The sequence below is a fragment of the Marinobacter sp. M5B genome, assembly GCF_042604615.1.
In the GTDB taxonomy this organism is placed as follows: domain Bacteria; phylum Pseudomonadota; class Gammaproteobacteria; order Pseudomonadales; family Oleiphilaceae; genus Marinobacter; species Marinobacter salarius.
In genome coordinates this window covers 1726916-1749311 of sequence record NZ_CP156894.1, presented here as the reverse complement: position 1 = coordinate 1749311, position 22396 = coordinate 1726916, and the positions used below count along the sequence as shown (strand labels likewise).

The 22396-nt window shown below is 54.0% G+C and carries 19 protein-coding genes and 1 pseudogene; 12 read left to right on the top strand and 8 right to left on the bottom strand.

Annotation, left to right across the window (positions count from 1 at the left end; genetic code table 11):
* Nucleotides 1–55: 55 nt before the first annotated feature.
* Genes AAGD24_RS07870 through AAGD24_RS07860 form a run of 3 tightly spaced genes read left to right on the top strand, consistent with a single transcriptional unit; the run spans nucleotide 56 to nucleotide 5021 of the window.
* Entirely contained in the window at nucleotides 56–781 is a 726-nt protein-coding gene (locus AAGD24_RS07870; protein ID WP_075194521.1) for a response regulator transcription factor, read from the top strand.
* Nucleotide 782: 1 nt separating this feature from the next.
* On the top strand, nucleotides 783–2420 hold the full coding sequence (locus tag AAGD24_RS07865) for a FecR domain-containing protein (protein ID WP_273622998.1): 1638 nt from the start codon (nucleotides 783–785) through the stop codon (nucleotides 2418–2420).
* Between the two features lie 33 nt (nucleotides 2421–2453).
* On the top strand, nucleotides 2454–5021 hold the full coding sequence (locus AAGD24_RS07860; protein WP_273622999.1) for a CHASE2 domain-containing protein: 2568 nt from the start codon (nucleotides 2454–2456) through the stop codon (nucleotides 5019–5021).
* A gap of 46 nt (nucleotides 5022–5067) precedes the next feature.
* On the opposite strand, the gene AAGD24_RS07855 is transcribed toward AAGD24_RS07860, so the two are convergent.
* Nucleotides 5068–5529, bottom strand: coding sequence for a fibronectin type III domain-containing protein (locus tag AAGD24_RS07855; protein WP_227517763.1), 462 nt, complete (start codon nucleotides 5527–5529; stop codon nucleotides 5068–5070).
* A 480-nt stretch (nucleotides 5530–6009) separates the two neighbouring features.
* Here AAGD24_RS07855 and AAGD24_RS07850 point away from each other — a divergent pair, with 480 nt between their 5' ends.
* Nucleotides 6010–11496: a hypothetical protein gene (locus tag AAGD24_RS07850; RefSeq protein ID WP_219496095.1), complete on the top strand. Its 5487-nt coding sequence runs from the start codon at nucleotides 6010–6012 to the stop codon at nucleotides 11494–11496.
* On the opposite strand, the gene AAGD24_RS07845 is transcribed toward AAGD24_RS07850, so the two are convergent.
* Nucleotides 11478–12335 (bottom strand): hypothetical protein, encoded by an 858-nt coding sequence (locus AAGD24_RS07845; RefSeq protein WP_219496097.1) that lies wholly within the window; start codon nucleotides 12333–12335, stop codon nucleotides 11478–11480. The two genes, AAGD24_RS07850 and AAGD24_RS07845, sit on opposite strands and share 19 nt — an antisense overlap.
* Before the next feature lie 361 nt (nucleotides 12336–12696).
* Nucleotides 12697–12954, bottom strand: a complete 258-nt coding sequence (locus AAGD24_RS07840) for an MbcA/ParS/Xre antitoxin family protein (RefSeq protein WP_273623705.1) — start codon at nucleotides 12952–12954, stop codon at nucleotides 12697–12699.
* Nucleotides 12955–13239: 285 nt separating this feature from the next.
* Between AAGD24_RS07840 and AAGD24_RS07835 the strand changes: the two genes are divergently transcribed.
* The 4 genes from AAGD24_RS07835 to AAGD24_RS07820 all read left to right on the top strand — a co-directional run bounded on the left by AAGD24_RS07835 (nucleotide 13240) and on the right by AAGD24_RS07820 (nucleotide 14603).
* Nucleotides 13240–13365, top strand: coding sequence for a hypothetical protein (locus AAGD24_RS07835; protein ID WP_257903138.1), 126 nt, complete (start codon nucleotides 13240–13242; stop codon nucleotides 13363–13365).
* 22 nt (nucleotides 13366–13387) lie between these two features.
* A complete protein-coding gene (locus AAGD24_RS07830; RefSeq protein WP_219496101.1) occupies nucleotides 13388–13633 on the top strand; it encodes a hypothetical protein in 246 nt (81 codons plus the stop codon).
* Nucleotides 13634–13816: 183 nt separating this feature from the next.
* Nucleotides 13817–14443, top strand: a complete 627-nt coding sequence (locus tag AAGD24_RS07825) for a hypothetical protein (RefSeq protein WP_219496104.1) — start codon at nucleotides 13817–13819, stop codon at nucleotides 14441–14443.
* Nucleotides 14444–14477: 34 nt separating this feature from the next.
* A complete protein-coding gene (locus tag AAGD24_RS07820) occupies nucleotides 14478–14603 on the top strand; it encodes a hypothetical protein (protein ID WP_257903139.1) in 126 nt (41 codons plus the stop codon).
* A 214-nt stretch (nucleotides 14604–14817) separates the two neighbouring features.
* Here the strand turns inward: AAGD24_RS07820 and AAGD24_RS07815 are convergent.
* Nucleotides 14818–14935: pseudogene (locus AAGD24_RS07815) on the bottom strand (transposase); the annotation flags it as partial.
* Nucleotides 14936–15024: 89 nt separating this feature from the next.
* Here AAGD24_RS07815 and AAGD24_RS07810 point away from each other — a divergent pair.
* The gene (locus AAGD24_RS07810) at nucleotides 15025–16170 is read left to right on the top strand and encodes a hypothetical protein (protein ID WP_219496105.1); all 1146 of its coding nucleotides are present in this window, start codon (nucleotides 15025–15027) and stop codon (nucleotides 16168–16170) included.
* A gap of 84 nt (nucleotides 16171–16254) precedes the next feature.
* On the opposite strand, the gene AAGD24_RS07805 is transcribed toward AAGD24_RS07810, so the two are convergent.
* A complete protein-coding gene (locus tag AAGD24_RS07805; RefSeq protein WP_379867317.1) occupies nucleotides 16255–18561 on the bottom strand; it encodes a DEAD/DEAH box helicase family protein in 2307 nt (768 codons plus the stop codon).
* Nucleotides 18562–18673: 112 nt separating this feature from the next.
* Nucleotides 18674–19108: an antitoxin Xre/MbcA/ParS toxin-binding domain-containing protein gene (locus AAGD24_RS07800; RefSeq protein WP_219496107.1), complete on the bottom strand. Its 435-nt coding sequence runs from the start codon at nucleotides 19106–19108 to the stop codon at nucleotides 18674–18676.
* Between the two features lie 502 nt (nucleotides 19109–19610).
* Here AAGD24_RS07800 and AAGD24_RS07795 point away from each other — a divergent pair.
* The 3 genes from AAGD24_RS07795 (at nucleotide 19611) to AAGD24_RS07785 (ending at nucleotide 21022) form a co-directional block, all read left to right on the top strand.
* Nucleotides 19611–20234 carry a hypothetical protein gene (locus tag AAGD24_RS07795; RefSeq protein WP_219496117.1) on the top strand — a complete coding sequence of 208 codons (624 nt, stop codon included), beginning with the start codon at nucleotides 19611–19613 and terminating at the stop codon, nucleotides 20232–20234.
* Nucleotides 20235–20442: 208 nt separating this feature from the next.
* The gene (locus AAGD24_RS07790; protein WP_219496119.1) at nucleotides 20443–20586 is read left to right on the top strand and encodes a hypothetical protein; all 144 of its coding nucleotides are present in this window, start codon (nucleotides 20443–20445) and stop codon (nucleotides 20584–20586) included.
* On the top strand, nucleotides 20579–21022 hold the full coding sequence (locus AAGD24_RS07785; RefSeq protein WP_219496121.1) for a hypothetical protein: 444 nt from the start codon (nucleotides 20579–20581) through the stop codon (nucleotides 21020–21022). Before AAGD24_RS07790 ends, AAGD24_RS07785 begins: the two co-directional genes overlap by 8 nt.
* 210 nt (nucleotides 21023–21232) lie before the next feature.
* Here AAGD24_RS07785 and AAGD24_RS07780 read toward each other — a convergent pair whose 3' ends face one another.
* Together AAGD24_RS07780 and AAGD24_RS07775 are read right to left on the bottom strand one after the other, a co-directional pair.
* The gene (locus AAGD24_RS07780; RefSeq protein ID WP_228744613.1) at nucleotides 21233–21475 is read right to left on the bottom strand and encodes a hypothetical protein; all 243 of its coding nucleotides are present in this window, start codon (nucleotides 21473–21475) and stop codon (nucleotides 21233–21235) included.
* Between the two features lie 184 nt (nucleotides 21476–21659).
* Nucleotides 21660–22343: a hypothetical protein gene (locus AAGD24_RS07775; RefSeq protein ID WP_219496123.1), complete on the bottom strand. Its 684-nt coding sequence runs from the start codon at nucleotides 22341–22343 to the stop codon at nucleotides 21660–21662.
* Nucleotides 22344–22396 lie beyond the last annotated feature (53 nt).

Here is a 22396-nt window from a genome sequence, read left to right as displayed (position 1 = left end):
CCCGCCGTCGGCCGGGAAGCCTGAATATGACAAATTTGATGTCGGGAGACGTTTGATGCGAATTGCCCTGCTTGAGGACGAACATGAACAGGCTCAGCACATTCAGTCTGTGTTGTCCGAGCGCGGGCACCACTGCGACAGTTTTCCGTCAGGCCAGGCATTCCTGAGCGCGGTCCTTCACCGCAGCTATGATCTGCTGGTGATGGATTGGCAAATACCCGACATGACCGGGATTGAGGTTCTGGAAAGCGTACGTGCGCAGTTGAACTGGCAGATTCCGGTGGTGTTTCTCACCCAGCGCGACAGCGAGACGGACATCGTACGTGCGCTGGATGCTGGTGCTGACGACTACCTCGCCAAACCCGCTCGCGAGGCAGAACTGGTGGCGCGCATCAATGCATTGGCACGTCGCACCAGCCCCGATACCGAAAAAGAATCGTTGCAGTACGGCCCTTTCGAGATCAATACCCAGCTTCGGACCATTGCGCTTCACGGCAACGTGCTGACGCTGACCGACAAGGATTTTGACCTGACCCTGTTCCTGTTCCAGAACCAGGGCCGCCTACTGACCCGCGAGATGCTGCTTGAGCGAGTATGGGGACTGGCGAAAGACATCAATACCCGTACCGTGGACACGCACATGAGCCGGCTTCGCCGCAGACTGGGCCTTAATCCCGAAAACGGCTTCCGCATCAAGACCATTTACCAGCGCGGCTATCGTCTTGAGGCCATGAAAGCCTCTGGCCCGGATGAGAACGTACCGGTCATGGAACAAGCCTGACATGAGTCAATGCGTCACCCTGCGAACACTCATCGGTTTGCTGCTCCTAATCAGCTCCCTGGCGGCGTTGCCAGTACAGGCGGAACTTTCGGTCACCCGGGGTTCCCAGGCGGCCACTGCTACCCCTGAATCCAATGCGACGCCGGAGTGGATCTATACGGTACGACCCGGTGAACATTTTGCGGAGATCGCTGACGCATTGTTGTCCAAGGGTATTCCCGCCATTCGCCTGCTACAGCATAACGGCATCGATAACCCCGCCAAGGTGGGCAGTGGAGACAACCTGAGAATTCCCCTTGCCTGGCTTCAGCGCCAACCCAACCCTGCGCGGGTCAACTCGGTGACCGGGTCGGTGCAACTGATTTCCGGTAGTGACGGCACCAAACGCCCCCTGACCAGCGATTCCCTGATTCGGGTGGGTGATGAAATCCGGTCACAGGCTGGCACGGCAACCATCGAACTTGCTGACGGCTCTGTAGTGCGGATATCACCGCATTCCCGCCTCGCCTTCAATCGCCTGACGCAGTATGGGAAGTCCGGCATGGTGGACACCCGCCTGCGCCTCAATCAGGGCGAAATTGAAACCCAGGTGAAACCCGTGATCGAGGGCGGTTCACGTTTTGAGATCGAAACTCCCTCCGCGGTGGCGGCAGTCAGGGGCACCATGTTTACCCTCAGGACTGCGCCCGGCATGACCGATCTACGGGTTACCGAGGGCGAGGTATCGTTTGGCCCGCCGGGGCAAACACGCCGGATTCCAGCTGGTTATAGCGCCAGCGTTTCAACCGCAGGTGTGGGCAGAATGAGCATCCGCCGCCTGCCCCCAGCTCCGGAGATTAACCCCCTGCCGCAGCAGTTGAAGCAACTTCCTGCACAGTTGAGCTGGACGCCCAACGGAGCCAACAGCCATCGCGTGGATATCTTTGATGCCGAGTCCGGCCGCTGGATTAACAGCAGCGAAGTCAGCGACAATGATTTCGATATTAACCTGCTGGACAATGGCCGCTACGAGATTCACCTTGCCGCCATCGACAATCGTGGCATGGCAGGCATGCCCGGCGTCATGTCTTTCGAAGTCGACCTACAGGCCCGGACTGCCGCACTGGAACAACCGGAACCAGGCGCGACCGTTAACGACGACATGCCCGAGTTCCGATGGCAGTTGCGCGGCGAAAACGAAGTCGCCCGGGTGGAAATTGCGGAGGACAAAGACTTTGGAAACACGATTGCCACCAGCGAGTGGGCGCCGGATGAAAGCGCGCTGCCTTCTCGACCACTGACACCGGGACAATACTACTGGCGGGTGGTCACCGAGGCCGGCGGCAATTCTGTGGCCACGAGTGAGGCACGCTCGCTGGTCGTGAACGGGACCTTGCCACCGGTTCGCATCATCAGTGTCAACTACGTCGATAGCCAGGTAAGGGTATTCTGGCAGAAGGTGGATACTGCAACCGATTATCGCCTGCAGCTGTCTGAAGAACCGGGATTTAACAACATCATCAAAGAGGCTACGCTGTCGGATACCACTGCGGCCTTGCGCCTCATTCCCGGAAGACGGTATTTTGTTCGCCTGAAAGCCCTCTCTGACGGTCCGCTCGAAAGCCGGTGGGGACCAGGGAGGGAATTGTTTCTGGAATAACCCACAATTTCCTGATACCCGACAGCAGGCCCCATGACCCGGAACTGGTTTCCCATTAAAACAACACCTTGGACGCTGGGCCTGCCACTACTGACATTTTTGCTACTGCTCCAGACGACCTCTGCTCCGGAGCGCCTGGACTTCTGGCTTTACGACACCCTTATCACCGCAACACCCGCAGAACCGGCCGATGACGTCGTTGTTATCGCCATTGACGAACTGAGCATGGATCGCCTGGGGCGCTGGCCCTGGCCACGGACAACCCATGCACAGCTCATTGAGAAACTCCATCAGGCCGGCGCCAAAACGATTGTCTTCGACATCCTGTTCCCCGAACCATCGCCGGCAGACCAGGCAATGGCCAACGCCATGCAGAAACACGGCAACGTCATCCTGCCGCTTCATCTGTCACCGCCCTCCCGGCACTACCTGATCAGCGAACAACTTCCCGCCCCTGCGTTGGCGTCCGCAGCTGCAACGCTTGGGCACGCCCACGTGGAGCTTGACGAAGACGGCTTGGCGCGAGGACTTTATCTGTTCAATGGCCTGGGCGATCAGCTATGGCCCAGCCTGGCACTGGCGGCCTCTGATACACCGTCACCGGGCCCGGAAATATCCAGTGTGCCGCCCTACACAAACGTCAGACAGCACTACCGCGCCATTCCAATGGCTGGCGGTGCCGGGACGCTGCCTTCCCACTCCTATACCAAGGTGCTTGATGGGCAATTCGCAAAGGATGCTTTCAAAGGGCAAACCGTGTTTGTGGGTGCAACCGCACCGGGTTTTGGCGACATCCTGCCCACCCCGTTTTCGGGCCTCAATCAGCCCATGTCCGGCGTTGAGTTCCACGCCAACAGTTATTCCGCATTGGTGAAAGACGAACTGATATCACGGGTATCGAAGCCTATTGCGATTGGTCTCGCCGTTTTTATCATCGCTCTATTGTCGTTCACCCTACCCCGCATGCGACCGGCACGTAGCATTTTGCTCTGTTTGACGAGCCTCGGCTTATTGGCTCTCCTGCATGCGCTACTGTTGGTCGGAGCCAAGCTCTGGCTACCGATCTCCCACGCCATCGTAATTCCCCTGCTGGCGCTGCCCGTATCCAGCGCACTACGGCTGGCCATGACCAACAGCTTCCTCAACCGGCAGCTTGACGAGCTTGCCCGCGGGCCCACCATGACCCTCGAAGAGCCGTCACTGAGGCACCCACCGCAACTGCTCAGCCATTTCCAGGCCCTGCTTCAACCAGAGGGCTGGCTGTTAGCTGAAGGTGATGACGTGATGACGTCTTCTGGTCTGGCCGCCGATGATATCCCGCCACTGGACACCCCGGGCCAATGGCATCACATTGATGGCCAAAGCTGGGTCAGCCTGATACGCAATGGCGTTACCTACAAAATCGGGCTCAAGCTGCCCAACGACCTGAGCCGGGAGGCCATCCAGCGCTACCTCCGCCGTTTGCCGCTGTCCAGCACCCAGGAGCCGGTGCGTAAAACGGGGCCAAGGGAAAACATCTCCGCTCGAATCGAGCGAGTACGCCTGGCGACCGAGCGCATGAGTCAGATGCAGAGGTTTATCAGGCGCAGCTTCGAACGCATGCCGGACGGCATTATCGTAACCGACGAGTTAGGCGTTATCCGCTTTGCCAACGGCCACATTGAAGAATGGTTTCGTGAACCCATGCCAAGCCTCAGCGGCCTGCCCCTGGCCAGACTTCTGGAGGGACATGACCCACGAGACAATCCGCCCTGGCATGAAACCGTCTCGGAAACCCTCACGCTGGCTCAGAGCCGCACAGTGGACCTACGGATTCGCGATAAGGATTTCCTGATTCACTTCGCGCCGTTTTCACTGCCTGACAGCGATCAGAACGGCATTATCGCCAACATATCGGATATCTCGGAACTCAGGGAACAACAGCGCCAGCACCGGGAGGCCATCGACTTCATTTCTCACGATGTTCGCTCGCCCCTGGTTTCACAACTTGCACTGATCGAACAGCTCAAGCGGAATCGTGGCCATATCGAGCCGGAACAGCTCGACCAATTGGGTCGGCTAGCGAAGCGCAGTTATCATCTTGCTGAAGAATTCGTGCAGCTTGCCAGGGCCGAACAGTTAACCGAAACCCGCTTTTACGAATGCGAGTTTTTAGCCATTGTTGAGAACGCCCGCGACAGCGTCAGCGAGCAGGCTGCCGAGAAAGGCATTCAGCTGTTACTTCAGGGAACAGAGGATTTATGGCTGAAAGGAAATGCGGAACTGCTTGAACGTGCCGTGATCAACCTTCTGACCAACGCCGTGCAGTACAGCCCATCCGGATCGATCGTCAATATTCAGGTTTTTCAGGCCGGCCACCAGGCGTGCCTGACTGTAAGCGACGAGGGGGAAGGCATTGCTCCGGAAGAAATCCCCTATCTGTTTGATCGCTATCAGCGCCAGAAAAGCAGCGAGCTGTCTGGCAATCATGGCACCGGGCTCGGGCTGTCGTTCGTGAACGTTGTGGTCGAAAAGCATCGCGGTGAAATAACCCTTCGCTCCCGACCCGGGGAAGGGTCGGCCTTTACCCTCAAACTGCCGATTGCGCATCCATTGGGGTAACAGCAAGGCCGAGCATACACTTCATGTCAGAGATCCGTTGTCTGAACTAGATGGTTTTGCTGACCGGCGCCGATGGCGCGCTCATCAGGCCATCAACATCTTCCACCTGAATCGTGAAGTACCAGGTGCCCGCCGACAAGTTCTCAACGTCATAGCTCATCGTTTCCAAGCCTCCGACATTGTCGACTTGAACTTGTTTGTCGAGGTTATTCCTATCCGTTCCGTACCTGATAACGTAGCGCTCCAAATCGTACGGACTTAGATCATCGCCGTTTTCACGATCGGTGGGCGCATTCCAGCTGAGCGACGCCGAGCGGTCAACCACTCCCTCGCCACCACCGCTCGGTGGTGGATTGCCCTCGGAACCACCTGAGCCAACCCCCGTGCTATCGCCTGTACCTGCAGTGCTCTCTGAGCTACCAGAAGAACCGCCCCCACAGCCTGTGAGGACCAATCCTAAAAACAACGCGGCAATCCATGCCTGTGACACTTTGATGACGCGTTTCATATGTATTTCACACCAATAAATTGCCGAATTTGTTAAATTGTATAAAACGTGGGCAAGTATCGATGTGAATGGTGTCATTTCCCAAGTTACGATTTTGTCAATTTTTCGACAGATAACCGTAATGAAACAACTGAGGATACTGATTAACCGGGCAATTTTTTGCCCGAAAGGCGATAAATGGCGGTTATTTTTGGTACGAAAGTATTAGATTTAAGGAAAGCCGACTGGATAGGAGTTGCAAAAGGGTCGAAAAATATGCAGGGCGGAACTAAATCCTGAAGTAGACTGAACAGGCACAAAAAAAGCCGGTCAAAGACCGGCTTTTTATAAGTGGTAGCGGGGGCAGGATTCGAACCTACGACGGTTATGAGACTGAAAATTATCACCCACTTTTTTTGTGCCAAATTGTATTAAAATGTCTTAAATTGATGTATGAATTAAAGTTTCAGGAGCAAGAGGCTTTGGAGACTAGGTACATTAATGGGGAAAGACGACCATCAGAATTGGCACAGGATTGAGGAATCAAACGACAGCAATTCGACCGTAAGGCTCGCTGGACGTCATTTTAAAACGCTCAAAACCTGGGCGGAGCAACACGACGTATCCGAGATTTTTGAGGCCATTGCTCTCACCTTTGGCTTTACCGAGAACTTCACGATTATCGGTAACCTTTCGCGCGCACTGTCCGATTCAGATTCCCAGGCCATACTTACACAGTGGGCTGATAACCCATACATCTATCAGCTGAACAAGCTGATCACGGCCTACAACCAAGACATAAAAGTCTCTTCAGACTTCGCAGGCATTCCTCAAGGCGTATCTCGAGCCAATACCAAAAGTACTCTCCGCGCTGCCGGGGCCGATATCAAGCACCAGCACTTCCTGCTCGAAATGATCGTGCAACCGTTGGCACTATCCGGTTCTGAATCATTGGGCCGCCTCCGCAAAACCCTGAGAATCTGGCTCGTCGTGCAGGCCCTTGAACGGTCGGTCGAGCATTCCTGTTACCACGACAACGAAATACGACAGGTCGCCAGCGCACTCTGTTTATCCGGCCAGGACGATAAATGGGGAGCTATTGACTCAGTCCTTGCGATGTCTTTGCAGACTTGCCCGTCGGATCGTTATTTCTACGGGCAGTTCACCCTTGCGATCCGACACTCTGCCATACAATTGCTACCTCTTCATTCAGAGCCAACCCAACGCAAACAACGTCTGTTACTAAATTCCCTTCAAAGGGTAGCCGAAGGTCAACGAAATCCAATCGTAACTCACCGAACAGAACGCTTGTCCGCATCGTCTTTCAGCGGACCATTCAAGAGTAAAGCCCCATCCCTCATCCTCGATAAGCAAACTGGAGCACCCCAAGTTCTGGCTCTTTCAGACAGAGAGAGCAGCTCTGGCGATGAAGAAGGGCTTGAACAGCTGATCCTGTTCGACGTCAACCCGCAAGAGACTCCAGAACAGCAACAACTGTCCGGCCGAAGCATTCTGCTGCAAACGTCAGAGCTATCGCATTACCTGCCATGGTCATGGGACAAGCCGCTTCCCCCGGAAACGCACCTTCTTGAGCAGTGGCTAACAAGCACCCTTGCTAACGATGAACTTCCGGAACAACTCGGCGCAGCCCTGGTATGGCTGGCGCTTCACTTTGGGCGATCTTTGGAGTTTGTATTGGAATTCCAGATTACCGATGGCGCTCAGGCGGAGTGGAGCCTCTCCAGTGACTTTGAGTCAGCACATCGCCAAACACCCAGGCGCCATAGTTCCTGGACTCCCGGCAAGGCAGATGAGTCACTCATTGAGTCATTTGAGAAATCTTTATGCACTGCTCTGCCCGAACGGATCCAGGAAGTACTTCGGAAAGCGAGTCAGTCATATCAAGAGAGCTCGTCACTGCGACAACTATGGGGGCAGGCTTGCCCGGATACCCTGCAAACCTGGTTCAGACAACATGCGCGCCAGCACTTTCCCAGGCTCTCCAGCGCCAAACTCGCCAATGCCCAACCTCAACGGGTTTTTAACGAACAAGGCGACCACTCTCTCGCAAGACTGATCTCAGCCCACCCCCGCAGTGCCCTTCCAGCAGCCTGCGGCTACGCCAATTGGAATATTCGGCAAGTGCAGAATGGGTTTGCGCTGCCGCTTAAGCACTCATCTGTTAGCGATGAACGGGTTAACCTGCTCGGCAGCCTCCTAGCGCCGCTCGAATCGTTACTGGTTGAGGGAGTTCGAAAAGGCACCAGAAGACTATTAGACAGCGCCAAGGGAGATCCAGTCTCATTCCACAACACTCTGGTGCAATACACGGTCACCGCGCTCTATGCCGCTACGGGATGCCGTCACCTTTCCGAGCCCTTTGAATCTCTCGACCATTTTTGTGATGAGCCTCCTGCGGTCTTCATTAATGACAAAACCGAAGACGGTCTTCACAACGGCCGAATGGTGCCTCTGGCCGATGGTGCCAGAGCACTTGTTAGCGCGTATTGCGAACATCTTCGTCGTCTCCAGAAGGGTCTGGCAAATCAAGACGCGGAGCTTTCTGGTCGTATCGACCACGTACTGCAAGGCACATCCAGTTCGCTACCATTGTTTTTCTTACTGGACTCTTCTGGCTCATGGCATCCACTGAATGACGGAACCGTGCAGGGCGCCGGGCTATTCCAATGGTCTCTTCCCCAAAACCTGTTCCGGCACCGATTTGCCCAGCAGTTAGCACGATGTGGTGTCAATCCTGAAGTCATTGACGGCTGGATGGGACACGGTGAACGAGGGGCAACCACCTACAGCGATCATTCAGCACGGTGCTGGAAGGAGGATGCTGAGCGATATCACCAGACATTGAATGACTGCTTTGACCGATTAGGTTTCTTGATTCAACTACCCGAGACAACATACGACGAGATCCAGGTTCAACCCCGGAGCCAAACAGACGACTACCGTGAGCCGACGCATTTCGGTCAAGCGAAACGTCACATGGAGCGGTTGCAGGCCCGGGATCAGGCTCGCGCATTGGCCCGCAAGGATCTCGATTTGATTCTTAAAGCTAATCCACCCAACGGGGATGAGCAGCTCACCCAAACGTATGTTGATGGTGTGGTGAAAGGCATGATCTTACGCGAGAACGGGCTACCCCATCCCCGCGCTGCCATCCGTATGGAAGTGCTGATTCAATGGTTGGAGAGTTCGGGGCCACAGGCACGGCAATTTGTCCGCCACCGGCTGGCCCGTCTGGGGACGGAGCGTTCACTGTTCCGCAGCTCCTGTCCCCGGGCACTGCAAGTAATGCCTGAACTCCAGCGCTGGGCGAGCCAAACCAGACAAGCCCTCCGCCAGAGGCGACTGTCAAAATCCGATGGGCTGGCGCTGGCTGTCGCCTTCCTCGCCATCGAAAAAAGAATATCCTACCCGCAGCTACTGTCAGACCTGGTTCAGGGACTGAATTACCGGGTGATCCAGCACAAACGGCGTGTGTACCTCGAGTACAGTGAGGCACTGGAGCCTGACGACTTCGATCAGCCCGTTCAACGCCATGAGATCGACCATACCACTGCCCGACTGTTGGCAAGAGGATCGGGCATAAAGGACACAAAGGATCTCACTCGAACGCCCTCCCCCAAGCCACTGCGATCACTTCAACCTATCCTGAAAACGTCTGGACCTGAACACTGGAAGAGACAAGCAGACCTGACGCTTGCCGAGGTACTCAAGTCGTTACACCGACTTGTGGAGCAGGCTAACCTGGTCGATTTTCCCGGCATAGTCGCCGGCGCCCTGAGCGAACGAAACCCTCCGACAAGCGTCTGTTTGTACGATTACCTGAGGCTTACCGAAGGCCTCCGTTATCAAATACCGGGAATTGATACACGCGCCCCAATTTCGGCGCCGGAAGCTTTTCCAAACATCCCGGCAATGGCCTCCGCCAGCTACCCCAACGCCTTCTACGATTCATCAAAGGCATTTTTCCGGGCATTGCATGACATCCTGAATCGCTACACAAAAAGCTCCTCACAGGAAATTGCCAAGGAAATCGAGCGGCACTGTAAGTCCAATGCCCACGGGGTCAGCAGTGCCGTTTTAATGCTCGGCTACTGGATCGCCCATCTGGTCCGCAGAGGCAAAGGAAGGCCCAATCGTGCCCACAACCCCTATGCCGCCAACTCAATAAAACGTTACCTGAGTGCGCTGTCCCCGTCTTTCGGTGGCCTGGCCTATAACGCCGATCTAATGATTATGACAGAGGAGGATGTCACCGAACTGGGCGCGAGAATGCTCTCCCGGCATGCGGAAAGACAGAAGGACCTGAACTACTTCTCGGCCCGTCTCATCGAGTTTTTTGACTGGGCTGGGGAGCGTGGTGTTTCAACTCCGGACTGGGATGAGCTCGATCTGGGCGGATCACGCCGATCCGTTCGCCCCCGGCTTTTTTCAGAAGATGAATATCTGGACGCGCTTCGGATACTGCTCCGCGCTAACTCGGAAGATCCGGACCGTGGCAGGCAAGCTGCCTTTGTGCTTTTTCTTGCCTTCCGATTCGGCCTTCGGGCCCAGGAGGCCCTGGGCTTGCTGCGCTCCGATTGGTGCCAATCCGGAGAACTGACCTGGGTACTGATTCAGAGCAATGCCATTCGGTCCTTAAAGAACACCACAAACAGCCGGCGTGCGATACCCTTGCTTTTCCAGTTGGACGCCATCGAACAGACACTGATTGAAACGACACTGACTCGTTTTACAACCCGGTTTGCAGATGCCACCAATAAGCCAATATTAGGAGCTAACGACGGGACGCTCACACCCTTTGCTCGCACAATTCCCACCGACATTGCGAAGGCGCTCAAACTGGCCACTGGCAATCCGAGAACGAGCCTGCATCAGGCAAGGCATGCATTCTGTAACGTATTGACCACCGCGTTGTTTGGGATTCATACACCACTGGCTGCCAATTTGTGCAAATCCATTGATCGAGAAGCCATCATTCATATCATGCTGGGGCAACATGAGCAGCCATCTCGTCGCGGTGCAATGGCAATCGGCCGGGCACTGGGACATCAGAGCCCACGCACGCAGTTCCGCTCCTACAATCACCTCCTCACAGAGTGGGCCGATACGCTCACCCCGGTCAGATCCCACTATGCCAGCTCCATTGCAAAGGCAATTGATACCAACGAGTGGGCTGTTGAATCTCTGCCGGATCACGATGCTTTGCCAACGATCTTCTCCCAAAAGGCAGAACTGACGCCTTCGATCGTGATCGAGGCTTTACGACTTATGGCACTTGGATATCCTACAAACCGGATTGAGCACCTGTTGCGTCTTGAGCCCGGGGAATTGACAGATGTTGAAACCCTGGTCGACCGAATCAATGCGGGCATTCGATTCAAGGTATTCGATCCTGAAAAGGGGAAGAAGGCGTATGTCTATGGTCAGTCTCTACCGCGTTTTCTTCTTAAATCCCGACCCTCTGGCGTCTGGCCACGACTGCTGGAACTGGCTGAAAAACTGCCGCCCAGAAACCAACTGGCCAACTGTCGGCCTCTACCCTCATTGGATCAGGCCTCAAACCTGGTGGGCAGAAATGGCCATTTGCTCATGAACCTTCCGGAGGAGTCATACCTCCTGCGCCTTGTTGTCGACAGCTTCGAGCTACCGGAAACCTCTTTCATGGTGATGATAAAAAGTCCGCCCAGCGCTGTGCCACGCGCTCAGAATTTACTGCTCGAAGCGCAATTTGCGCCGGCAGTTGGTGTTACGACTCAATTGGATACGTTCAATGAAGACCACAGCAAAACCTTCGGACGGGCGCGATCCTACGCTGGTCTGGTTCTGGCAAAACCGGCTAGTGGCCCTCTTCACGACAGTCTTGAATTGGTGCTGGCTTACATCGCTATCGCCGCCGCCTACTGCCCGCGGACGGGCCCAATGCAGCCTTTAGCCGACTCCCAGCCAATTTACTCAAGCTTAAACTGATCCTGATCATTTGCCGCGACCTCCCTTAACTCCAGCAGCGTGATAACCGGTTTCTTTTTTTTCGGCTCGGGCTGGCTGAGCGCCTTAAACTCGAGCAGGTTTCGATTCGCAAACGCTCGCGCGACCGTGCGCAGGAAATCCAGGTTATGACAGACAATCTCGAGGCGCCCTTCATAGGGCACTTTACCGCCATCATTTGCCGCCTTTGAAAACCAAAATATTGCCGTACTTTTTTGTTCATCAAACCCCAGCGGTCTGCCCACGCCCTCAATAGTGCCGTGCGCACTTTGCTCCAACGCCAATGGCGGCATTACGCCCTGCACGGTTATCCCATGAAGATCGGTGGCACCGAACCTCACCACAAAACCCTGGGTAATCGATTTACTCGCAAACTTCGCGGCAACGTCGCCTCCGAGCTCGTTCAAAAACAGTTTTTCCTCTTCCGTGAGAACATGGTCGGTCTCCTGCTCACCAAATGATCGCTGTGAAATCAATGCCGTGAGAATGACCTGTGCAGCCGCTCGAAAGACCATGACCTCGGCTGGAGTCGTTCCAGACCCAACGAGCCGGATGACATGGGTCGCGGGATATTCAGTTCCATCCTGAGGTTCAACCCGCAACCGGGACTCGACTGCGATTGCAGGTGTTTTTCGGAAGCTCACAAAATCATTGAGAACCCGAACCATGGTGTCTTTCAATTGTTTCTGCGACGGCAAAACCAGCGCACCCTCCTCTTCAAACTCTAATGCACCGCCTGAATGAACCACGTTGGGCGCGCTTAATGGGTGTAGCACCAAGATGGCAGCATTGAGAGTCTCGCAGGATTTCTGGTTGGTCATAACTGTTAGCCCTTTACAATTTTCTGATCCCAGCCCGACCGCCACCTGTCTGTGCACAGTTGGCGTTAAGCTAACGCCTGAATTTCCATCAGAGCTTTTTACACAGCTCAGACCGGAATTTTGGCGAGAAGCCTAAAACAGTTGAAAAGTCAGGCCATTTCGGCGACACCTGTGATCTACCGAGGTAAACCAAGGGCACCCTCAGACATATTGTTTCAGAGTTGAATGGGGCAGATTTGCAGTAAAGCGGGGTTTTTTGCGCACTTTTCGGTAACTATGACGAGATTTGCCAGGAATTAGTTGACTTACACACATTTCAGAAGAGCGATCGGCTGTGGACGTACGAGTCACATATGTCAGCTCAGCTGAAATCACCCTGCTCAATTTTGTAAAGCACTTCCGTGAGCCACCGCCTACCCTCAAAGGTATCCAGCAGGCTCATGGGAATCTGATCTGCTAACGCATGGACCGGATGACTCAGCCATTCCACGGCCTGGTCATGGGATTCCCACACGGATACGCAGTACGATAGTAACCTTGCCAGATCGAGCACGTTTTCTGACGTTCTGGCATCCAGAGCATCCGCCTGACAGGCTGCTCGCAGTTGGGATGAAGTCATGCCAAGTGCTATCGCAATCTCATGTTCCAGGCCAGTCTCACCCACTAAAGAGGCCAGCCAGTCACCGGGTATACCCCTGCGAACCCACTGAACAAAAGTCACAGGGTTCGAGAGCACATCTTCAAGCATGCCGCGAGAAAAGAGAGTTTCTTGCGGGCGCTCAGGTACGAGGGCAAAGTAAGGCGTGTGACTGATGTACTTGGGCCTGACTTCACCGTGTGGACGGGATGACTCACACAACCCTTAGCCTACAATATTCAGTACCACTTCTCATGAGGATAAATCATGGACCTCGAGACCGGTATACTCACCGCGATGACTATCGGCGTTGCTGGTGCCGGGCTGCTGACCGCTTGGTGCCTCTGGTCACGCCGCAAGGAACTCAAGGATCACGAAATGAACAAAAAGTGACAGTGCTTCCGAAGGAGGGGATATGGCCAAAAAACCCACGACTGAAAACCAACTCCTACAAGACCTCAATGCCCACACGGCCCACACCGACGAGCTAGCGCAACCGCTTCCTCAGGAGCTGACACCACTTGAGCGTTTGAAAGGCTCCGTCAAACGCTACGAGCGGCCCCTGGATCCGGTCTGGGAGGAATGGTTTGAGTCCGAGGAACGTGTGACCGAGGATTTCATGGACGACCGGGATCAGCCACCGAAAGATCGGAAGGAGTGACCGCGCCCGACAGCGATTAGATGGTGAGTTTACTTAGCCAATACTCGGCACAACAACGCCTGGACTGGGGGTCAGGCTTAACTGGCCAAGCCGCTCCAGGAGTCCGGGCACAGCATCCTATAATATGTTGACAGCTGGACTTGGGGCTGACTCAAAGATCGCACCGGAAGGAGGGGGGGAAACGTGGTATCAGACGAAGATATGCGGAGCCAACTAGCAGCGAGCGTGGGCAGGGATTATCTGAAATACATGCTGTCCGGTGACACTATTAGAAACGCCCCGACAATCCCGGAAACAAATACTGCGCCGCGCGCCGCGCGCCAGCCACTGACACCTGAAGAGAGGGACATCCTTGAGAGCGGTGGCGCCCGGTTCGGCGACACTCTCGGGCACACTCGTGACGAACTCATCCACCATCAAGTTCAACGAATTCAGGACGAACTTCGTGCCATGATTCAGCAGGCGCTCACCCTCAACGAGGTCGCGCAACGGCTTTCCGTGTCAAAAGAGGCTGCCCTCCAGCTTCTCACGAAGAAGCACCCAGGCCTACACGCATTTAAAGCACCCAATGGCGTTCTGCTATTTCCAGGCTGGCAATTCACAGAACAAGGTCTCATGCCGGTTCTTCAGAGTATCCTGAAGCACATTGATCCAAAAGTAAGCGCACTCACCATCAACCGTTTTATGACCAGCAAACACTGCGATCTACCACTCGGCAATCGCTGCCTAAGCCCTCAGGAATGGCTTGCCTCAGGGCATGATCCAGTAGAAGTGGAGAGGCTCGCCAGGGATATCTCGGGACAGATATAATTCTCTTAAAGTTCATAAAAATTCCGGAGGCGATATGAACATGATGGCAGCCCTTATCGGCTATGGAGGCTTTGCTTTATCCCTCTTTACAATTGGCATCATTGGTTACTGGAAAGCCGATGCGCTGGAGGCTTGGGCAAAAAGGAAACTGAAATCCTGACGTTATCAGGCTCAGCCACCACTTCAATAACGCCCAGGCGGCTCCAAAGGCTTCAACCACCGCTGAGGTAAGACGCGGGTTCCGAGTAGATCGCACAAGCAAGAATACCCGGGGCCACACTGGCGGCTGTGCGCCTTTAGCTGCTTTAACAGCCATACGACTTTAACCGCCGCATGATCATTGCGATAGCTCCTTAAGGGGCTGCAATTGGAAGCCCCACCCATTCAGCCAGCGTAGCGAGAGATCGTGAGCCCGGCACGGCCGAAAATGCGTTCCTGATGGTACAGCGAGAGATGGTCGGCGTACTTGGCCACCAGCACCTGAGCCAGCAGGCAGGGCGCCTTTAGTAGCATTTAGTAATTTACTATACTAAAATAGTTTTTTATTTACTAATCTCGACTACTGGCCGCCGAGGCGCTTTATGAACGCACATGTGGACTGGCACTTTCCTCGCCGCGAGCTGACGGATCAGTTTCTGTCGACTTTCGCCAGTGGTGTCTCCAACACCCTGACGCTCTTTGCACCTCGGCGCATGGGCAAGACGGAATTCATCCTCTTTGACCTTATCCCGGAAGCACATGAGCAGGGCTATCGGCCCATCTATGTAAGTTTCTGGGACAACCCCCGGAACCCGGTTACCTGCCTCAAAAAAGGCCTTGAAAGGAGCATCGGGGAAATGACCTGGCTAGAACGCCGGCGCTGGGCTAACTCCCACCTCGGAGCTCTGAAGCTGGGTGGCGAGGTCGGCATAGACGGGACGGTGAAGGCCTCGGCCGAGGTCTCTGGACGAAACATCCCGCCACAGGAGGATGACCTGAGCCAGCTTCGCAGCCGATTCGAGACGTTGCTGAGCGGAAAGAGGAAGATATTGCTGTGCCTAGATGAAGTCCAGCATCTGGCCACCGACCGGGCTTTCGAGCCCCTGGTGTTTTTCCTCCGGACCCTGCTCGATGAAAACAGGGACAAGCTCTATGTTGTCTATACTGGTTCGTCCAGAGACGGTCTGTACCGCCTGTTCAATCGCCGAAAGGCACCGCTGTTTCGCTCATCGTCCCAGATCGACCTGCCAGAGCTAGGGTCAGGCTTCGTCAAACACATGCTTGATGCTTTTGATCAGGCCACGGCCAGGACTCTATGCTACACCCGCGCTTTGAACGCATTCCATACCCTGAACCGGGTTCCGCGGGATTTTCGAGCCGTCATCGAAGGTATGGTGCTCTCCGGCGAGACGGACATAACCTCCGCGACGGAGCGCTACCGGCAGTTCACCAATGATGCCAATGAGTACGAGAAAATCTGGTCCCAGCTCAAGCCCATCGAGCAGGCCATCCTCGCTGTCATCGCCCAGAACATTGCCGGCCCCTACCACGAGGATGCTCGCCGATTCATTGCCACCTGGCTGGGTGTGACAGAGCCCGATGTGGCAACGCATACGATCCAAAATGCGCTGAATCGGCTTCGGGGAGAGTTCCTGGCGCCGGTTGAGAAAGGCGTCTGGGTATTTGAGGACTTAGATTTTAAAATCTGGGTTGCTGAGGCTTTTGCAAAGGATCCGACTGAGCGCTAGGTTTACGGTCGTCGATATTCGACGCCTCAACGTTGCGCCGGGCCAAGAAGGCTACCAGGCAAGGCGCAACGATGACGTAAAAAGCTACAGCAACCTTTCTTGCCCAGACGAGGTAAACTGATAACCCATCGCCTTGTAGCCTTTCTCCCGTTTTCGGAACATGCGCTCAAGCATGGGTAGGCCAGCGTCCAGATAATCATAGACAGTGACTTCCTGTTTGCCATGGGCATCCCTGTGGATCCTGCCAGCGTACTGCGAGAGCGTTCCTTTCCAGGCGATCGGCAAGGCTAGAAACAATGTGTCCAGTCGAGGCAAATCAAAACCTTCCCCGATGTATTTCCCGGTTGCAACGATAACCTGAGCTTCTTGTAACTGTGCTTCCGCCGCCCGGCGTTCTCTGATGCGCATCCCTCCCCGCAACACCACCGATGATATGGATTCTGCGTCCAGCAGCGTTGCCAGCCTCTCAGCATGCTCTCGTCGTTCCGTAAGCAGAAGACAATTTGCTTGGTTTTGTACACACCGTACGACATCCTGAACAATATCCTGATTCCGGGCGCTACTCTCAGCAAGCCAGCGGTAAACTGAAGCTATGTGAGGCCGTTCACCACCCTGAGAGAGGTCAGTGGGTGGCGTTTCGTGACGCTCCCGAACGATCACGCGTTGGACAAACCTGGAACTATGATCAGCCCGAACTTTATGACGAACAGGTCCCGCAACCATAAACATGATTCTCTGGTGACCATCTTGGCGGTCAGGCGTTGCAGTAAGGCCTACGACGTATCGGGCGCTGACTTCGTTAAGCAGCATCTCGTAGCGGGGCGCTGAGACATGGTGACACTCATCGATGATGATCTGGCCATACTCCCGGACCAGGCTTGAGACCGTATTATCTTTCTTGTTGATCAGGCTTTGATAAGTCGCGACGTCGATCTGACCGGTAGGTTTCTTCTTGCCACCGCCAATCACACCCACCGATGCACCCTCCATGAAGGTTTCCAGACGCTCCTTCCATTGATCGAGTAACTGGCGACTGTGAGTGAGGATCAGCGTGTTAACCTGCCGCTTGGCCACAATGCCAATGGCGGTTACGGTTTTGCCGAAAGCGGTTGGAGCATGGAGTATTCCGGTATCGTGGTTGGCAAGCGCCTTCACAGCCTTCTTCTGATCACTACGCAACGTTGCTTTCAGGCTGATAGCGTCCAGAAGTTCGCCCCGGGTTCTGCGGTCATCGATTTCTACCGCTATTCCCTGTTCCAGCAACAATGCCTGGAGCTCATCAAAGCAGCCCCTCGGAACCGATAGATAACCTTGCTCAATCCTCGCACAAGAAATGTAACGAGGGATGCCATGAGTTGAGAAGCGAAGTGCCTGGGATTTGAAAAACAACGGGTTGGCAAAACTCGCCATACGCTTTATGCGTGCAGCCAGTGGTCCCGGTATGTCTGACAACTTCATATAAATGTGATTGACCAGAGTGAGCGTTATGCGCTCGGGACATCCTTCAATCATCCCAGTCTCGACTGGCGAGGATTGCTCCCACGGTAACGCAACTGGCGCTGCAGCATCGGAATCAGGCTCCTTACCAACCATCTCTCGAAGCGCGTCCGGCGAAACGGTCTCTTGCCGACTGAGCAGCCCCCACTGATCGGGATGCGGATTCAGCTCATCATCGACAAACACCGTACACCCACGACTTCGTGCCTGGTGCTGAAGCGGCAGAGCAATCAAATTGCCAAACCCACCATCGGGCATCGTATCCTGATTGGGGAATAAACGGTCATAGGAATCAAAAGACAAGCCAGGGTGGCGCTCCATAGCTTTATCCAGCAGATTGAACCCCAAAGCTCTCGCGGACCATGCCGGAACTGCGTCGGAAAAGAAAACCCATAGATGAGCACCAGCTCCTGATTGGGAGATCTCTACAAGATAAGGAATGCCTTCATCACGACAAGCCTGGGCCAGCGCTCGAATGTCTGCCCGCCAGTCCTCCTTATCAAAATCGACGGCCAGAAGATAACAGGAGTTGTCCGGCAACAAAGGATATAACCCAGCCACATGCTTGCCAGACAGGTGGTCATACACCGCATTGAAATCCAGGGGCTTAAATTTTTTGTGCGGACACTCCCCGCATTTGATTCGAGGTTTCTGACAGATCCCCGGAACCCACTCATTCTCACAGGCGACCGCATAGCCGGAACGGCCGCCGGATCCCTGCCAGCGGACCGCATAAACATCCTGTCTGCCGCCAAAGAGGTTCCGGAACAGTTCTGCCTTTTGGTCGGGAGTCAGTTGCGTTGCTGCGGGTCGTTTCGCGGAGGCATGAAGCTCGTTCTTCCTAGAAAGAAGGGCAGCCTTTTCCCTCTCAAGCTCGGATAACTTTCGTGCAATGGCCGCGAGCTCGTCTTCTATTCGGATACCTGCCTCCTAGCCAGTGACATCAGTTAATTCGCTGATAGTACCCTGGCGATCTTTACTCCACCGAACCTTTCAGCGTGCGGCACTAGCTGAACTGGCCACCCTCGATTTTTCGGAGGACCTCAATGATCCAACGCCGGCCTTCATGGGTGTCCAATAGGCTGACGGGACTCTCACCGCCAAGAGCCGGCACCCCACTCTTCAACCATTGATTTGCTAATACCGGAGACTCCCAGGTGGCTGCGCATGAATAAAGCACTCTCGCGATTTCCAAAACTGCTTCCGAGGTTCTGGTATCCAGGACATCCATATCGCACAAAACCTCAAGCTGCTTTTGCGGCGCGCCAAGCGCCTTAGCAATACTCTCATCTAACCCGGACGACCGGATGATCGAAGACAGCCAATGTCCTGGAATACCTTCCCGAACTGCACGAATGAAGGCCGGAGGGTCAGCGAACAAGTTCTCGGGCACACACCCAACAACCATCTCAGGACATTGTTGTGAATTATTCTGCTTCATAAAGTTGCCCAGCATCGTTGATAGGGTCGAAGTTGATTCGTATTCGCCAAAATTTCACTGACTAAATTATAATCGTATAGTAAACACGCCACTCACGCATGAGGCAGCAATGGATTTTGAAACGGGTATTCTGATGGCTATGGCGATCGGAATTGCGGGGTCAGCTGTACTGACTGCCTGGTGCCTTTGGTCTAGATATCGAGAAGTCAAAGATCTCGACAATAGGTAGCTACCTTAATTCCCCCCCCCCCTCAAAGGCCGGCCCGGAAAATCAATGCGGATAGTGATGCGCCGGATATCAAGCATGCCAGTGCACTATGGCAGTTGGCCGAAAGACTCACGGTGGCGAATCGCCCCATTTTTCAAACCTATTGCGCGAGGTCATCGGGCTCGCCGATTCAACTCAAAACTATGCTGACATTGAAATCATTGTCCAAAGAAACTCAGGATTTGTGCAGTTTGCAGAGTAGGGTCGAAGAACCGCAACGGAGAAAACAGTGACATGGCTCATTCAAACGCCCCCAACAATGACGTTTCCGAGGTAATGATTCGCCTAGGTATTTCTGAGACAGATCTTTCGAAATTGCTGAAAGTCGCAGACATTGATTATCCTGTTCACGCTTCGCCAGAACGATCTACGGACACTCATCCATTGTCCGAGAAAGAGGTTGAGGTTTTAAGGTCCGGAGGAGCCAAAGGGTTAGATGCAGGCCCAAACCTCCATATAGCCCGAGTTAATTCGTTACGACGATTGATTGAAGAGTGCCAAACGCTCATTGAACACGCACTCTATTCAGAATCAGTCGCAAAACTACTACAGATCTCAGTGGCTGAAGTCGAACGGAATGCGCAGCGCTCACCTCCCTATCTGCATGGATTCGAGCTGGAACCGGGAGTATGGCGTTTTCCAGCCTGGCAGTTCACCGATGCAGGGGAGATTCCGCACCTGGCCACTATTCTCCCTATCTTAGCGCATCGAGAACCAATGTTTTTAGATCGATTCATGCGTCTTCCACATTGCGATCTAGAAATTGATCACAAACCTGTGAGCCCCAGAGACTGGCTCATCGCCAAACACGATCCAGATCAGATCTTTCAGTTGGTTCGACTTCTGGAGTCAGATTAATTGCCTCTTCTCTTCAATCAAAATCCCTCACTCATCTTCAGGATTAACCCAAAGCCCGTTCTTGATCTGGCGAGGTTCATGACGTCGTATTGACGGCTGCATTTTCCGACTTCCGATGAAAAACAGTCCGAAGGCTCGGCGAGCAAGATTTGGAGGACTTCAGAAATCCGATATTCTGGTCATCAGATTTCTTTACTCGGAGGGAACGATGGATATGCTCGCAGGATTGATTGGCTTTGGCGGATTTTTTCTAACACTGGCACTGCTGGGTCTGGTTGGCTACTGGCGGGCCGATCAATTAGAAGCGTGGGCGAAAAAGCGCTACTCGAAAGGAAATGATTGCCATGGCTAGCAGCTTTCCCGATCATAGAGGCACTGAGGACCTGCGCGTATATCTCGATTGCGCAGCAATTGCGATGCTTATGCTGAGTACTCTCACTCTAGTTGGAGCATACGGGCCATACGCCTGGATAAGTCCCGAGGACATTGAGGGCGTAAGCGGCAAATCGGGATTGATGTTTGTCGCCCCCTTATCGGGAGCATTAATAATCAGCGGCTTTCAGATCACGTCGAATCGCGCTGGCCGAAACCTGCCAACTGCCGCGGAGATGGCGCTGTTTTGTACTCTCCATTTGGTAGCGTTTTTGGCCAGCTATCTGGCAATCGCATTTTTCCAGATCTTAATGACTTCCATGGTCATTTTATTGATCGGCACTGCATTTACCTTTTTTCTTCCTGCAGCTGGCTTCATTCATATCAGAAGAAAGCGTCATCGATCATCTCACTAAAGGAGATGAATGCAAGAAGGCCAATCCGAATATCGACTGGTCCAGCATTGTTTGAGAGAGCTTCTACTTCTCGAATGGCTAAAGAAAAGCCATTTAGCCGCCGGCGAAAGCTACCCCGTCTTGTCGTCTGGCAGGCCCCAGTTCTTTTTTCGCACAACGCCAGGCTTTGCCCTGACTCTACTTCCGGTCAATTGGGTTCGCGTGTGGCTATCAGTCCTCACGCGACGGCTGATCCCGGTCTTCCATGAAATCCTCGGAACCCCCCTCGCTGGAGTCAAAGTACTCATCCCAAACGGGATCGGTAGGTCGCTCATAGCGTTTGACAGAACCTTTTAGCCGCTCAAGTGGCGAAAGCTCCTGCGGGAGAGGCACGGCTAACGCGTCAGCATGGGCCGAATCCACATCCAGATCTTCCAACGGTTCCTGTTCAGTAAAGCGTTTCTTTTTCACCATGGCCATCCTCCGAGTGAGCATCAATGCCACACAGGGCAGTTTAACAGGGCGTCAGCCGCGGCAGCGAGGAGCCGTTCCGAAGAGCCTCTCCGATTCAGTTCATAGATAAGGGGCCAAAGGCGCACCTCACGTTAGAACTCCAGCAATTTGAAGCTCTGGCCCAATAACTTGCAGCGGTCTTTGACTACTCGAAGACAGGTATCACTTGCAGAGTTATTTCCCCATCATTCTCTCGTATCTGATTAATAGACGCCTCGGAACTGAGGAACTCACTCGCGTTGATTATTATCTCAGCATCAGAAGAATGGCAGGTAATACAGATCTCCTTGCTCTCACCGAAGTCCACATCGAGATCCTCGTAAGGGTAACCTGGCGCAAGAGCCAACTTCATGGATGTCCCGTCCGGGCTATCGGTCATCTCCAATAGGGTTTTAGGGACTACTCTCACGCGGATGCTTTCTGAATCCTCATCCACATCCGCCTGGGTGATTAGATCTATACCATGGGATTTCCTCTTCCCCATGTTCTCAATCTGGCCCATGAAGTGATCGTTGATTCGGGCCGCCTGATTCCCCAAATTGCTTGAAATAAGTATCTCATCAGCGACTGCAATCACAGAAACTTCCGCATCCCATCCTTCCTCCTCGATCTCAAAATCTGAGCGCTCAACCATGGTCTTCTCGAAGCGCCTTTTGGCCTCCTCCAGCGGGATATTCAGATAGATAGCGTGGTTCTGATTGTCCGCATAGGTGATGACAACAGCCTGCATTAACGACTTGTCGGTGCGCGGATCGATTCCTTCAGCATCGCTCGACACAGCGACAGACTTAGTCCTAAAAAGAACTTGTGGGGTGGTATTTTCGGTCATGAATTCTCCTTTTCTGACCTGAGTATACAAGACAGGCCTCCGATTCCAGAACA